The organism is Sporosarcina sp. Y838 (assembly GCF_056786515.1).
Genome location: NZ_JBXCJD010000001.1, coordinates 104,105 through 119,785 on the forward strand (window position 1 = coordinate 104,105; position 15,681 = coordinate 119,785).

The 15,681-nt window shown below is 40.9% G+C and carries 16 protein-coding genes; all 16 read left to right on the forward strand.

Features of this window, described 5'->3' with window-relative positions:
• The first annotated feature begins 106 nt into the window (after positions 1-106).
• The 16 genes from AC1TO4_RS00510 (at position 107) to AC1TO4_RS00585 (ending at position 15,681) form a co-directional block, all read left to right on the forward strand.
• On the forward strand, positions 107-1,555 hold the full coding sequence (locus AC1TO4_RS00510) for an RNA-guided endonuclease InsQ/TnpB family protein (protein WP_482103709.1): 1,449 nt from the start codon (positions 107-109) through the stop codon (positions 1,553-1,555).
• 157 nt (positions 1,556-1,712) lie between these two features.
• Positions 1,713-2,948, forward strand: coding sequence for an EAL and HDOD domain-containing protein (locus AC1TO4_RS00515; protein WP_482103710.1), 1,236 nt, complete (start codon positions 1,713-1,715; stop codon positions 2,946-2,948).
• A 647-nt stretch (positions 2,949-3,595) separates the two neighbouring features.
• A complete protein-coding gene (locus AC1TO4_RS00520; RefSeq protein WP_482103711.1) occupies positions 3,596-4,444 on the forward strand; it encodes a DegV family protein in 849 nt (282 codons plus the stop codon).
• 67 nt (positions 4,445-4,511) lie between these two features.
• The gene (locus tag AC1TO4_RS00525) at positions 4,512-5,891 is read left to right on the forward strand and encodes an ATP-dependent helicase ComFA (protein ID WP_482103712.1); all 1,380 of its coding nucleotides are present in this window, start codon (positions 4,512-4,514) and stop codon (positions 5,889-5,891) included.
• Positions 5,888-6,496 (forward strand): ComF family protein, encoded by a 609-nt coding sequence (locus tag AC1TO4_RS00530; protein WP_482103713.1) that lies wholly within the window; start codon positions 5,888-5,890, stop codon positions 6,494-6,496. Before AC1TO4_RS00525 ends, AC1TO4_RS00530 begins: the two co-directional genes overlap by 4 nt.
• A gap of 20 nt (positions 6,497-6,516) precedes the next feature.
• A complete protein-coding gene (locus tag AC1TO4_RS00535) occupies positions 6,517-6,933 on the forward strand; it encodes a TIGR03826 family flagellar region protein (protein ID WP_482103714.1) in 417 nt (138 codons plus the stop codon).
• A 133-nt stretch (positions 6,934-7,066) separates the two neighbouring features.
• On the forward strand, positions 7,067-7,330 hold the full coding sequence (gene flgM, locus AC1TO4_RS00540; protein ID WP_482103715.1) for a flagellar biosynthesis anti-sigma factor FlgM: 264 nt from the start codon (positions 7,067-7,069) through the stop codon (positions 7,328-7,330).
• Between the two features lie 30 nt (positions 7,331-7,360).
• Positions 7,361-7,858: a flagellar protein FlgN gene (locus AC1TO4_RS00545; RefSeq protein WP_482103716.1), complete on the forward strand. Its 498-nt coding sequence runs from the start codon at positions 7,361-7,363 to the stop codon at positions 7,856-7,858.
• A 12-nt stretch (positions 7,859-7,870) separates the two neighbouring features.
• Entirely contained in the window at positions 7,871-9,391 is a 1,521-nt protein-coding gene (gene flgK, locus AC1TO4_RS00550; protein ID WP_482103717.1) for a flagellar hook-associated protein FlgK, read from the forward strand.
• A gap of 18 nt (positions 9,392-9,409) precedes the next feature.
• Positions 9,410-10,273, forward strand: a complete 864-nt coding sequence (gene flgL, locus AC1TO4_RS00555) for a flagellar hook-associated protein FlgL (protein WP_482103718.1) — start codon at positions 9,410-9,412, stop codon at positions 10,271-10,273.
• Between the two features lie 157 nt (positions 10,274-10,430).
• On the forward strand, positions 10,431-10,985 hold the full coding sequence (locus tag AC1TO4_RS00560; protein WP_482103719.1) for a DUF6470 family protein: 555 nt from the start codon (positions 10,431-10,433) through the stop codon (positions 10,983-10,985).
• Positions 10,986-11,038: 53 nt separating this feature from the next.
• Positions 11,039-11,482, forward strand: coding sequence for a flagellar assembly protein FliW (gene fliW / locus AC1TO4_RS00565; RefSeq protein ID WP_482103720.1), 444 nt, complete (start codon positions 11,039-11,041; stop codon positions 11,480-11,482).
• A gap of 4 nt (positions 11,483-11,486) precedes the next feature.
• Positions 11,487-11,708: a carbon storage regulator CsrA gene (csrA, locus tag AC1TO4_RS00570; protein ID WP_482103721.1), complete on the forward strand. Its 222-nt coding sequence runs from the start codon at positions 11,487-11,489 to the stop codon at positions 11,706-11,708.
• A gap of 232 nt (positions 11,709-11,940) precedes the next feature.
• The gene (locus tag AC1TO4_RS00575) at positions 11,941-13,359 is read left to right on the forward strand and encodes a flagellin N-terminal helical domain-containing protein (protein WP_482103722.1); all 1,419 of its coding nucleotides are present in this window, start codon (positions 11,941-11,943) and stop codon (positions 13,357-13,359) included.
• Positions 13,360-13,716: 357 nt separating this feature from the next.
• The gene (locus AC1TO4_RS00580; RefSeq protein ID WP_275956888.1) at positions 13,717-13,818 is read left to right on the forward strand and encodes a flagellin; all 102 of its coding nucleotides are present in this window, start codon (positions 13,717-13,719) and stop codon (positions 13,816-13,818) included.
• 618 nt (positions 13,819-14,436) lie between these two features.
• Positions 14,437-15,681: a hypothetical protein gene (locus tag AC1TO4_RS00585; protein WP_482103723.1), complete on the forward strand. Its 1,245-nt coding sequence runs from the start codon at positions 14,437-14,439 to the stop codon at positions 15,679-15,681.

Sequence of the window (15,681 nt, forward strand, 5' to 3'; positions counted from 1 at the left end):
CAGTCGTGGGATGAATTGGCTTTCCTTTTTTCGTTATAAAGTGATATCGCGTGAAGAACTGACGTTCTATTTGGTATAATATTCTTACTAAGGGTGGTGAGAAAATATGGAACTGAAAAAAGATTACCGAACGTATCAAATCAACATTAAAAAAGGACATAGAATATATTCTTATTTCGATGAACTTTGTCTAAATAGTAATAACCTGTATAACACAACAAATTTCATTATCAGGCAAGTATATACTGCTTCAAACAATGAAGGTGTGTTACAACCTCTACAAATAGAAGTAATGAACACAATTCGTGACAATATAGATAAAATGAATGCAAATCAACAAAGAGCATATAGCAAGAAATTAGAAAAAGAACAAATGAAACCAAAAGACGAACAAAAAGAAATAAAGGAAATTCTATTTGAGTTACCTTCAAAAGAAAAGCCCTTCTTAGGTTACAATTTTCTTGATTGTCTTTTTAAGACAATTAAACAAAAAGACTATTATTCGTTGCCAGGTCAGATAAATCAACAAGTTCTTAAAAATGTCGTGCAAAATTGGACTAGTTTTTTCGCAAGTTTGAAAGACTTCAAAAAGAATCCAGGAAAATATACAGGAAGACCTTCTATTCCTGGTTACCTACCTAAAGGAGGCAGGAAAGAATCAACTCTTTCGAATCAAACTTGCAAAATTAAAGAAGGTAAATATCTGAGCTTTCCAAAAATCAAAAGAAAAATAAATATCGGTAAGTTAGCAAATTTCAATGGTAAGTTTCAACAAGTGAGAATCATACCCAAGCACAATTGTTTTACTGTTGAATTAGTGTTTTTAATCGAGACGAAAAAACAAGTATCCCCCAAAATGGAACGATGCATGAGCATTGATTTAGGACTTGATAACGTTGCAGCACTAGTTTTTAGTACAGAGCACGTCCCAGTCCTTTTTAAAGGCGGTAAAATTAAATCTATCAATCAGTGGTACAACAAAATGCGTGCTTACTACTATGCGGCTCTTCGCAATGGAAAAAAGTCAAAAGAAGGTCATTTTCATTCGAAGAAATTGATGAAGTTAGATTCCATAAGGCACAGACAAATCAAAGACTTTTTCCATAAAGTTAGTTTCAATATCGTGAAAGCAGCCGTGGAAAGAAACATTGATACAATTGTTATTGGCAAGAATGTGGGTTGGAAACAAAAAATAGAATTAGGGAAAAGAAATAATCAAAACTTTGTTCAAGTGCCACACTCATTGCTAATAGAATTAATCACTTACAAAGCGAATGCCAAGGGTATTACAGTTATCGTAACTGAAGAAAGTTACACATCACAAGCTAGTTTTCTAGATGAAGATGTTATTCCGACCTACAAATTGGGGAATAACACATATCACATTTTCAGTGGAAAACGTATAAAACGTGGTCTTTATTGTACAAAAAATAAAACATTAATAAATGCAGATGTGAATGGTGCAGCGAACATCTTAAGAAAAGTAGTGCCGAAAGCATTCGCTAACGGTATAGCGGCTGTGTGTTCCCAGCCTCAAGTGGTCAATGTGCGATAGCATCAACCCTGAAACCCATGATCAGTCGTGGGAGGTTCATAACTAGAATATACCATTATCCATAAGGTGTGGCGAATGTGAATAAAATTCACTAATTAGTAAATGTATTGGTATGATTATGGAATTTTGCTATACTAGTGCAAAAGGGGTGGGTAAAATGACAGGCTCGAATGTATTTGTTGGCAGACAACCAATATTGGATCGAAATGGGGATATTTATGCATATGAACTGCTATATCGAAACAGCTATAATAATTTTTATCCTGATGTAGATCCTAAAAAAGCGACAATTGGATTACTCGTCAATACATTCCTGACAATCGGTGTCAAAAAAGTTTCGGAGAATAGTTTGTCATTTATCAATTTTACGGGTGAATTACTCGCCCAGGATATTTTTTTATCTTTAAATCCGGACAATGTCGTTATCGAAGTCTTGGAAAACGTAGCAATTACTCCATCACTTTTATCTAGACTTCGATCGTTGAAAGAGGATGGTTTTAAGATTGCCCTGGACGACTTTATATTACAACCTCAATATCGCGTACATCGTGATCTATTCAAGATAGTTGATTTCATCAAAGTGGATTACTTGGCAACAACCCTAATTGAAAGGAAGGAAATAGCGGATTTCATCTTAAAATATCCTGAAATCGTGCTGATTGCCGAAAAAATTGAAACCGAAGAACAGTTTGCAACTGCAAAAGCGACAGGCTATGCGCTTTTTCAAGGCTATTTCTTCGCCAAACCTGAAATTATTACAGGTGTTGAAATCCCGTCAAACGCTACATTGCATTTTCAAATTATGGAGCGCCTTTATCAGCAAACCCCTGACGTGAATGAAATAACTGAACTGATCATGCATGATATTTCACTTTCCTACAAACTGCTAAGGATAATTAATACATACGCATTTGGCGTCCCAAAACAGATTGCTTCTATCAAACAAGCCATTGTTCTGATAGGTCTTCGTGAAACAAATAGATGGATACAAGTTCTTGCTATGCGTGAGATAGGGGAAGGTGAAGGGAATGGCAGAGCAAAAGCACTTGCTGAATACTCACTGACACGGGCTAAAATGGCCGAACTTCTAGCTAAACAGAATGGGCAGAAAAACCCTGAACAGTATTTCCTGACAGGCATGTTTTCCTTAATTGATGTCATTTTGAAACGGAGCTGGGACGCAATCTTCCAACTCATTCCACTGTCCGACAAAGTAGTGTCTACTTTAAGGGGAGAACCAACGGAAATTACACCTTATCTTGAACTAACCATCGCGGTTGAAAAGTTCGACTGGGACACAATTGAATATTTGTCGAAGAACATGAAGATTTCGCAAACGGAATTGAGCAGAATCACTCTAGAGGCACATCGCTGGGTACAACAAATCGAATGAAACAGGTTCGCTTTCTTTAATAAAAAAGGAGATGACGTTATTTGTTACTCCTAGAATCTAGCTGTATATTTTGATCTTATCAATACATATGGAAATCGAGTGAATGTTTTTAACGACAATCACTATATATAGAATGAATCAGAAATCCTACTAATACCGCTTCTGCGCTTTGCGGATGCCTCCCGCGATAAGACCACTTTTGGTCTTATCGCTCCGGCTACCACTAAGTCGCGCCTGCGCTGGAGAATCTATTTTAGAAATCGCATTTCATTCAGGGGTTATACCTGCAATCTGTAATGCATCTTTCTTGAATGAGATTAATATCAAATAGGAATAACATTATAATCTCAGTCCATACAATTCCAAATCACTATCAATAATGGGGAACCCCAGCGCAGGCGCGGCAAAGGGGTAGCCGAAGCCCTGAGACTGGATGCGTAAGCGTTAATCCAGGCTCATGGCCAGAGGCATCCCCAAAGCGCCAAGCGATATATGTACACTCTGAACTTAAAACTCTCTCAATAATGAACACCCCAACGCAAGCGGCCTCCATGGAAACCTCACCCTCAATTATTCTAGCTTTCTCCATATACTCATTCCCATTTCACCTCAATTTAGGTAGAATAGAAGCAGGAGTTGAGCGGAATTTGAAAACAGCAATTGTTACAGATAGTACGGCATATTTACCTGCAAGTTTAATGGAAGAACTGGACATTCGGATGATCCCGCTGACAGTCACACTGGGCGGTACTGTGTTCGATGAAGAAATCGACATCAGCTCAACCGATTTTTACGATAAAGTGCGCGGGGATGGGCCGCTGCCAAAGACATCACAGCCGCCCATCGGCAAATTCGTAGAACTATTCGAATCGCTAAAAGACACACATGACGCGGTTATTTCCATCCATTTATCCAGCGGAATTAGCGGAACATACGCAGGTGCGGGACAAGCCGGTGACATGGTGGAAGGCATAGATATATATACATTCGACTCGGAAATTTCGACCTACATGCAAGGGTTCTACGTTATTCGCGCCGCGGAACTTGCGCAAGATGGTGCATCACCGGAAGACATCATCTCCGAGCTCAATGACATGAAACAGACAATGCGCGCTTATTTCATGGTGGACGACCTAACGCATCTGCAACGCGGGGGCAGATTGTCTGCTGCGCAAGCATTGATTGGCGGACTTCTTCAAGTAAAACCACTGCTTCATTTCCAAGAAAATGTGATTGTTCCATTTGAGAAAATACGTACTCGTAAAAAAGCGATGAAACGTATTGTTGATATTCTAGCGGAAGACGCGGCAATTATGCCACTCGAGGCGGCAATCATCCATGCCAATCGTCCAGAAGACGCTGAAATGTGGCTAGCTGAACTTTCGCAGCGGTTACCGAATGTTGAGTTCACAATCAGTCATTTTGGACCTGTGATCGGGACACATTTAGGGGAAGCATCCATGGGACTCGGATGGGTCAAACGACGAACGAGTTAAGCTTGATTCAGGCACATCTAAAAGTGCCGAAGCAAAAAGATAGTCCAAAATAAGGGAGGTGTTGCGGATGACAAATACATTCGATTCGTCAGTTAGGGATTTCCTAGCTGGCCGTATTTGGCTCCGTTTGCACACTCCTTTTTCTATTGAATTAATTGACGCACACATCAAATCAGGGCATCTTAAAACCATCCAAGGCATCAAAACCACCAAGACATACAAGCATTTTACGCATCACTTCTGCAATCGCTGCGAAAATACCACTCAATCTCGCTTCACAACATTTGACTGCGCCAAATGCGTTGGTCCGTGCACGTATTGCAGGCACTGTCTGAAAATGGGACGTGTTTCAACATGCACAGAACTCGTTGTCTGGAACGCAGAACCACCGATTTATCCGACAAACCATACGCTCGCATGGCTTGGAACTTTAACACCCCCACAACAGAAAGCCTCCCTAGAACTAACAAAAAGCACAACAGAACGAATTCCGCATCTCATCCATGCCGTCTGCGGATCAGGAAAAACTGAAATTCTCTTTGAACCAATTCACAAACTGCTTACAGAAGGCAAACGAGTATGCATCGCAGCACCGCGCGTCGACGTCATATTGGAACTCGAACCGCGTTTGCGCACAGCCTTTCCACGTACCGCAATCGAAGCATTATATGGCGGCGCTGAAGCAAAGACCGATTCCGCACAACTGATCCTTGCGACAACCCATCAGCTATATCGATTCCGTCATGCCTTCGATGCCATTTTCGTCGATGAAGCCGATGCCTTTCCCTATACAGCTGAAGAAACCTTACGACGAGCCGTTCGAAAAGCGGCGAAACCAGATGCACCCGTTCATTTCGTCACAGCGACACCGTCCGATAAATTGCTTGCGGACATCAAACGAACCGGGGCTGTTTCAACCATCAACCGAAGATACCACGGACATCCGCTACCCACGCCACGGTATGACTCCCTGTGGAATTACACAAAACACATTCAAAAAGGGAACTTGCCGAAGAAACTCTCAAACTGGACAGAAGAGCGACTTCGTAAGAATGAACCCTTTCTCATTTTCTTTCATCACATCGGACTCATGGAAGAGGCGGAGCCTTTATTCCAAATGCTGGATGCACGCATTCATGCGGTCCACGCGTCGCATCCCGATCGGAAGGAGCATGTCCAAGCACTGCGCGATAAAAAAGCTCCGGGACTTCTCACAACAACGATTCTTGAACGGGGCATTACCATTCCAAACGTCCAAGTCGCAGTCGTCGGGGCAGAACAGCTGATCTTCAACAAAGGCGCGCTGATTCAAATCGGTGGTCGCGTCGGACGTTCCGTAAATCATCCATCAGGCGATTTTGTATTATTTCACCACGGCGTTACGTACGCAATGGACGAAGCGAAAAATGAAATTAACTTGCTCAATAAAGGAGAGGTCCGCACGTGAACGAATGCCTTCTCTGTCAAACACCAATTGCGATAGCACCATCCTGGAAAGCGCTTGTCGGACTGCAAAAACAATCAGATATCTGCCAAAACTGTTCAAAAAAGTTCAAACGTGCCGACATAAAGGAAGTAGACAATTTACTAAGTCAAATCACATCGCTCTATACCTATAACGAAGCGATGCGAGAATACCTGCACCAATACAAATTCCTTCAAGACATTGCACTATCAACCGTCTTTGCGAATGAACTGCGCACCCATTTAAAAGGTGTAGCAACAGTCGTTCCAATCCCGATGCATCCCGAAAAAAAGATTCAACGGACATTCGCTCATGTCGATGAACTGCTAAAAAGCGCACGCATTCCGTTTACGCATCTTTTAGAAAAAACGAATACAGAGGCAATGGGAAAGAAATCGAAAGAACAGCGCCTTGCGATGGACCCTTTATTCAAACTAAGACCTGAAATTACAGTTCAACCAGGTATGTATATAGTAGTGGATGATATTTATACGACCGGCACAACGCTCCATCATGCGGCAACCGTCTTAAAAGAGGCAGGTGCAACGCGTGTCGAAGCGTTAACACTCATCCGTGCTGAACGATGAAAAGATAGGAGATAGACTATATGGCAGAACTACGAGATTGTCCTAAATGCGGCGGCTTTTTCAACTATACGGGCCTACGTGACGTTTGCGCCAAGTGCGCCGCGAGCGAAGAGAAAATGTATGAGGAAGTATACCGCTTTTTAAGAAGACGTGAAAACCGGGCGGCAACCATCGAGCGCATCGTCGAAGTGACTGGCGTGACGGAAACTTTGCTTCACCAATGGGTACGAAAAGGCCGACTCCAACCCGCATTATTTCCGAATCTCGGGTATCCATGCGATAATTGCGGCAAGCTGACAAGCGCAGGGAAATTATGCGCGAGCTGTACAGCAGACCTTAAAAATGACCTAAAAACGTTCGATGCTGCGGTTGAATTCAGAGAAGCCGTCGAAGCAAATGACGATGCAACGTACCATATAAACCGTGATCGGAAATAGGTAAAAGTCCGGCAGTTTTGAACTGACCGGATTTTTCATACGAATGACCCTAAACGTTCACAAATTTATGCCGAAATAAAGAGAGAAGAGTTCCATACACGATATAAAAACTAAACGAAAGGGACGATAGCCGATGAAAATTCAAAAGTTCACGCCACCTGTCATTAATCCGTACAAAACAAACCAGTTAAAAGCGGAACAAACCGAGCAGAAAGCGAAGATGAAAACGGATAAACTCGAAATTTCATCTGAAGCAAAACAACTGTCGGAAGTTTCTTCATTCACCACCGGACGTAACGAACGCGTGCAGCAACTAAAAGCTCAAGTCCAAGCGGGAACGTACGAAGTTAAACCCGAACAGCTTGCGACTAATCTGGTGAAATACTTCAAACCGTAAAAAACTATGTAAATGAAAGCAGGAACATACATGTCTATCACACTAATTTTGGCGTCACTTGACAGCCTGGAAAAACTTCATAGAAGTCTGCTAAGGCTTGCATACGACAAAACTGTTCATATCAAGAACGGGGACATGGATAAGCTCGACCAATTGTTAAAAGACGAGCAAGCCCACTTAGCTGCCATTGTTCAAATGGACAATCAGAGGCAACTGAATGTTGTAAAATACCTAACTGATCAAGGACGATCAGTGCCGCAAAATCCGACGGTTGCCGATTTACTCGACGCTGCACCGGAAGCGGACAAGAAAAGCCTTGAGGAGGCGAGGGAACGTCTCCTGCATGCGATTCATGACTTGAAATGGCAAAACGACCTTAACCAGAAGTTGACGTACCAATCACTTCAGTTCGTGAATCTGTCGCTGGACATGGTCCGGCCGCGCCTAGGAGCGGTCAACTACTCAAAACCCGAAATTAACGGAAGAAAAGTATCGAAAGAACAACCAACTTTCGATACAAATGCCTGAGGAGGTAAATGAATGTCTACATTTATGGGACTTGAGACAAGTAAACGCGGCTTGTTCACACAGCAATCCGCGCTCTATACAACAGGACACAACATCAGTAACGCCAACACACCTGGTTACTCACGTCAACGCGTCAATATGGAAGCAACAGGCGGATTCCCAGGCGTCGGTCTAAGCGCAGGCGCGATGCCTGGTTTCCTTGGAACAGGCGTTCAAGCAGGTTCTATTCAACGTATTCGTGACGGCTTCGTCGACGATCAATTCAGACAGGAATCCAACAAGCTAGGCTATTGGGATTCCCAAACAAAAGCGATTTCTCAAATGGAAGACGTCATGAACGAACCTTCCGCATACGGACTCCAGAAATCACTCAGTGAATTCTGGCAATCCCTGCAAGACCTCGCCGTAAACCCTGAAAACGGCGGAGCACGTGCAGTCGTCGTACAGCGTGGTGAAGCAGTTGCAGACTCATTCAACCACATGCACAAATCATTGACAGAAATCCAGACAAACCTAGGAAATGATATCAGTGTGTCAACAGGCCAAGTCAACTCCATCCTTAAACAAGTATCAGAGCTAAATACGCAAATTAAGCAAGTCGAACCGAACGGCTATTTACCAAATGACTTATACGATGCACGAGATGCACTTTTGGATGAATTATCAAGCTACTTCCCGATTGAAACGAAATACGAGGAATCAGGTGGACGTGCTTTGGCGATAGCTGAAGGTTCAGTGACTGTTTCCATGAAAGTTAACGGGGTATCTGTTGAGCTTGTTAAAGGTGACAATTTTGCAACTGTAGAAACGAACCCAAAACCACTAATTGAGGATACTACCAAGAGTAATCTGCCGATTATTGGAATGAAAATCACGAAGATTGATGGAAATGAAGAGCTAGTTGGACATGCAAAATTACTAAATCTAGGAAATATGAAATCGTTGATGAATTCATATGGAACAGATGACAGCAAAGGCATGTACCCGGAAATGATTGCTGAGTTAAACAAAATGGCGGCAGCCTTTGGAAATCAAATGAACATCATCCATACAGGCGGAACAGACATCAATGGCAACAATGGTGGAAATTTCTTTGATACAAAAGGTCCTGGACCATTTACTGCTGGAAATATTTTTGTGTCTGATGCTCTCGCGAAAGATCCTAGCAAGCTCGCAGCATCAGATTCTACAGGAACTGAAGAAGGTAACGGAAAGAACGCGAAGAATCTTGGCGATGTTCTTTTTGAGAAATTGGATACCCTTGATAACTCAACCATCCAAACCTACTTCCAAGGCGTTATCGGGCAACTCGGCGTAGACGGCCAACAAGCTGAACGAATGACGTTCAATACGACAACATTGCTTGGCGCAGTCGAACACCGTCGTGCATCCATCAGCTCCGTCTCACTCGACGAAGAAATGACAGACATGATCAGATTCCAACAAGCCTACAACGCATCCGCCCGCATGATTACTGTTGTCGATGAAACCCTCGACAAAATCATCAACGGCATGGGCCGAGTAGGAATGTAAGAAAGGAGCAACACCTAAATGCGCGTAACACAATCAATGCTATCCAATAATATGCTCCGGAATCTCTCCACGAGCTACAATAATATGGGCAAGATACAAGAACAAATTAATACGGGCAAAAAAGTAAACCGTCCATCAGATGACCCCGTCGTCGCCATGAAAGGAATGGGCTACCGTATGCAAGTCGACAAAGTTGCCCAATTTCAACGTAACTTAGGGGAAGTGCACAATTACCTCGACAGCTCGGACGATGCACTCGATAAAGTCGGACAAGCCATGCATCGTGCAAGGGAACTCGTTACAAGTGCAGCGAACGGAACAATGACAACAGAAGATAAAGCGAAGGTGCAAAGTGAACTAGAACAGCTACAAATGCATATTCAAGACATGGCAAATACAAAAGTCGGGGATAAGTATATTTTTAGTGGTACAAAGACTGCTAATCCTCTCTATGATAAACAAGGAACTGGATTCCCTGATGACACAACAGCTTTTGAAAAAAGTGTCGATGTAGAAGTTTTTGACGGTGTCACCATGAATGTAAATGCAAATGTAGTAACTCTTTTTCAAGGAATAAATGCTATATTCGAAGGATTTAAAGGAGACCCAGACTTCAGCGCAGCACTTGCAGATGTCGATGCCAACATGGACAAAGTACTAACCACACGCGCCGACATCGGTGCACGCCAAAATCGTGTCGAAATGATGAGCAATCGTCTAGATTCTCAAGAAGCCGCTGCAAAAAAACAAATGAGCGAAAACGAAGACATTGACTATGAAAAAGCAATCACTGAAATGCTAACACTAGAATCAATCCATCGAGCAGCACTTTCAGTTGGTTCACGTATTATCCAGCCATCACTTGTAGACTTTTTACGATAAAATAGAAAAACGATCTTTCCATGTGAGAGTCACACCGGGTGCCAGACGCTGACATTCATTCGCGCCCTACAGCGAATTGTGGCAGCGCCTGGCACCCAATACAAATCCCTGAAAGCGTTTGGACACTCTCCAAACGCTTTCTTTAGAAGGTGACTTATTGAACATCCCACAACTGCAAGTAACAACAACAAAAGGACAACTAGGCTTGACCACCCAAAAACCAACACAACAAATTGAACAACCAAAAGCAACCTTGGACATTCGACAACCAAAAGCCGAATTGACAATCAACAAAACAAAGTCGAGACTATCCATTGATACCACACAAGCCCGCGCCGACATGGACTTAAAAAGTGCCGCTCGCCGAACAGAAGAAGTCGCGCAGTACGCCCGTTCAGAAGTCTCCAATGGAATCGCTCGCCGCGCTCAAGACGGCAATGAATTGATGAGAATTGAAAACGGCGGAAACCCAATTCAGACATTTGCCGAAAGAGCACTCAGACAACCCTATAGCAGTTTAAACGTCAAGTTCATCCCGTCCTATGGCAGTGTCAAAGTTTCGTTCGAACCCGGCAGCGTGGATATTCGAGTGGAACCACAAAAAGTGATCAATAATAGTACAGCGAATAAACCCATCCATACATACTCACCAGGAAAAGTAACAACAGAGTTACTCCAAAAACCATCCATTCAAATTGAATGGAAGGTTTAACTGCCAGCATATCTGGGTGCCAGTCTCTGCCACCCCACAAAGGAGAAATAACTATGAAAATCCAATCCACAATCCTAGGACAAGTTGAAGCATCCGAATCCGAAATCCTTACATTCGAAAACGGCTTACCAGGCTTCGAAAATGAAAAAAAATTTATACTACTTTCTATAGAAGGAAATGAAGTCTATCAAATCCTCCAGTCGATCAATTCCAAAGAAGTAGGTTTCGTAACAGCAAATCCCTACTTATTCACAAACGACTATACGTTTGATTTAAATGAATCAACAGTAGAATCTCTCAATATAGAATCCGAAGAAGACATCATCGTCTTAACAATCGTTACAGTCAAAGAACCATTCAATGCCTCAACCGTAAACTTAAAAGCACCCGTCATCATCAACACAAAAACCAAAAAAGCAAAACAATGCATTCTGGAAAACGCGGACTATCCAATCAGATATTCCATCGAAGCACAGATGCAGAAAGACAAGGGGTGACGGAATGCTGGTATTATCTCGAAAAAAAGGTGAATCTATTTGGCTTGGTGATGAAATCGAAATTACCATCAGTGAAATCAAAGGCGACCAAGTTCGAATCGCCATCAACGCACCCAAAAATGTCACCATTTTACGTGGCGAATTAATAAAAGAAGTGTCAGAATCCAACACCGAAGCAATTAAAATAGACGGTTTCATGGACTTTCTCAAAAATGAAAAGAAATAAAATTCACTCAAAAAAAACCAGGTGCAAATTACCGCCACAATTCACGATCTTCGAATTGTGGCGGTAACTGGTACCCTTTTTTAAAAAATAAATATTTCTATTAAACAATCCAAAAGACAATCCGATAATAGAATTGTAGCGAGGAAAACGGGGTCCGGCCGGCCCGGTCTCTTCGGTATAAAAAATGTGCTCACAAGGACGTGAGCAACACACATTCAAGGAGGAAATTATAATGAGAATTAATCACAACATCGCAGCACTTAACACACACCGTCAGTTGAACGCAGCTACAACTAACCAATCAAAATCTATGGAAAAATTAGCTTCAGGTCTTCGTATTAACAAAGCTGGGGATGACGCAGCTGGTCTTGCGATTTCTGAGAAGATGCGTGGACAGATTCGTGGGTTGGACCAAGCTGGTAAAAATGCTCAAGATGGAATTTCACTGGTTGCTACTGCAGAAGGTGCTTTGAACGAAACACATGATATTCTTCAACGTATGCGAGAACTATCTGTTCAAGCAGGAAATGATACTAATAATGATAATGACCGTGGAGAAATCCAAAAAGAAGTAAATCAATTGATTGAAGAAATTGATCGTATTGCTAATACTACTGAATTTAATACGAAGAAATTGTTAAACGGTAATCTTGGTTCAGAAAGAACTGCAACTGCTGGTGTAACTGAAGGACAAGTAAACTTTAAATCTTCTTCTGCACCAACACAGGTGACAGGGGTTACTGGAGTTTTGGCAAACGATAAAGTTGGCTCTCATGAAATCAGTTTCTCAGTTGGAGTAGCTGGTGAAGTTAAAGGGACAGCTACTGACCTGAAAGGAACTGAAAAACTTTCTGAGTTAGGAATAACGGATATTTCAGGGCTAAAAGTAGGAAGTGAAGGATCTGAAACGGCACTTTCAGGACTTTCATTGGATAGCACGGTAGCAGATGTAATGAATGCAATCACAACGCAAACAAATGCAACAGCCGAGCTTGTTAATGGACAATTAGTTGTTCACAGTGACGCTGTTTCTGCTACAGCATTATCCATTGAACAGACGACAGCTGGGGCAACTAGCGGGGTATCTGTCTTATTCGGAGCAGCGGCGAATGCTGTTGAGAGCAACAGTTCTAATTCTAGTACAACTGCATTAACAGTTACTGATAAACACACTGATGCATCAGGAAATGTTACAACATCTGTTGATCGTTCAGGTAAAGACGGAACTGCAAATATTGTTTTTAACGGAATGACATTTGCAAAAGGTTCTGCTGCTATTACCAACGCTGTTGTTAAATTGGACGGACTTGAAGCTGTAGATTCGAAAGCTGCACGTACAGATAACTCTGCAACTTTACAAATTGGTGCAAACGAAAATCAAACGCTGAAAGTTGACATTGAAGATATGTCTGCCAAAGCTCTAGGTTTAGTTGTAGGTGGGGAAAAAATCAGTGTTTCGACTGATGAGGATGCTTCTCGTGCAATTACAAAAATCAACAATGCTTTGGAGACTGTTTCAAGTGAGCGTTCTAAACTAGGTGCTGTTCAAAACCGTTTAGAACACACTATAAACAACTTAGGTACATCTTCTGAAAACCTAACTGCTGCGGAATCTCGTATCCGTGACGTAGATTATGCTTTAGCTGCGTAAGCAGTAACAAGCACAGTCGTCCTGGCTGGTAACGGCTAGAGAGTATTATCGGGTGAATTGCTGGAAACCTCTTAGAGCTTTTCTTGCCACAACGTAGTTGGAAACAACAAGCGTGATGGTTCGAAAAAAGAAAAGATTGGGCAATCAGCAGCGAAGCTCCTGTCTCGAAAGAGTGGAGAACGTTCAACGACTAGGATATACCATCTACGGCTTTGGCTATGATGATGAAATCCATAGGTGAAACAATGTCCATCAGCATTGCGAATCCGAAGCGCCCGACCCCTACTAAGAAATTAGAGGGTGAAGATATAGTCTAGTCATTTATGAAAGTAAATGTTTCGCACGATGGCGAAAGAAATGATGGAACAAACTAAGAATTCTATTCTTGCACAAGCTTCTCAGGCAATGTTAGCGCAAGCAAACCAGTTGCCGCAAGGAGTTCTACAACTTCTTCGTTAATATTAAAAAAAGGTCATGGAAATTTTTCCATGGCCTTTTATAATACGAATACTTAAAAAAGAACTATTAATTCCAGAAGTCTTGGATTAATGAGGCAGAACCGTATCACTAGTAAGTGAGGTTTTTTACTTCAGTCATATATACTGTTAAAATAGCTGTGAAATGACAGTCTGACTTAGGGAAAGTCGGACTGTTTTTTATTAGAGATGAAAAAATGGTATGATTATGAAAATTAGATTATTTATAAAGAGAGATTATATAATAGAGATTACATCAAACAACCCGAACTGTAAGCACACTTTTAAATGGTTTTATCAAACGATCCCAAGAAATAAAATAACTGCACCAACTATTGATGTTTATGAAATCTATACTCCAGAAAAAAATGAAGCTATGGTAAATAGGGATAATCTCAGATGTTATTGCCCCAAACCCAGATGCGGAACGCCACACTTTATAGATTTTTCAGATCCTCCTCTTTGGTGGGGTGGTATATCGGAAGTTCTGTAATTGGTACTTCTCCTATACCCTGAAAACAATGGTTTTTTCTATTTCAAACTATCTATATAACATAATAGCGTACTAAATTAATCCTAATTATTCGAAGGAGGTATTCAAATGTCAGAAAACAGAAGCGCCGATGCAGGCATACTCGGCTTTACTTATCAATTCTTACAAACAGCAATTAAAATTTTAAGCTTGGATGAATCCGGTGCATCTTTTACTATTGAAGGTATTGAAGATCTTGATGTCTCAACTACAGACGAAGATTTATTAGTACAATATAAATATCATGAAGGACAAGCATTTACTTTATCAACTATAGATAAACCTATCGCTTTGATGTATAAGCACTTTATTGATGACCAGCAAGAAACCCCTGATTTTTATGTTCTATTCTCTTACTTTGGTATAAAAAGGGAGGATGAACCTTCCAAGGATAATATAACTATCAAGGGAAAGGATGAACTTAAAAAACTATTAAGTTATTCTAATGCGAGTAAAATTCTAAAAGGTTTAGAATGGACAGACACAAATTTGGAGGACTTTTTACAAGTTTTGCGTTTTGAAGATGCAGAAAAATTTGATGACGCAAAGGATAAACTGATAGTTTTAATTAAAGAAAAGTTCGGAGTCTCTGAAACAGAAGGACAGGCTTTATATTTTGCAAATGCCATTTACTTCATAAATCAATTAGCGACTAAAAAAAATATCACAGAAAGAAAGATATCAAAACAGCAATTCATAGATTTTCTATCTTCAAACTCTCAGGTCGTCCAATATGAAATTATACATCGTCTTTATGGACAAAAAGAATATTTGGCGCTTCTAAAAAAGTATATTCTCTCAAAAAATATTAAAAGAAATACATCTAGTTACATAATTCACTTAAAAGATATTAAAATTAATACTTCTAGACTTATCATAGATCTTGCAAAAAGGTTTCTAACAAAGGGATCAACTCGAACTATATATCCAATAACATTCATAATTCACGATAAAACAGAAAAATTAATAGAATTAAAAAAAGATCTTTTGAAAATTAATGCAATTGAAAAATGTGACCTACTCTTTAATGACGGTCAAGAATTTTATTGTTTTCAACCAGAAATATTTACTAATCGCCCCTTACTATCTTTAACAAAAAATGGACAACAAGTGGAAATAGCAAGTTATAACTACAGATTATTATCATTTGAGACCTACTACTATCATAAATCAAATATTAGTTTAGATAATCCTTTTCATTTTATTATAAATGACTCAGTAGAAGCTACCGAGTTAAATATCGGGGTTCCTGTTAACTCTTTAAGAATTTCAAGTATTGATGATACTGACTTACTACTACTATTAGGAGGATGA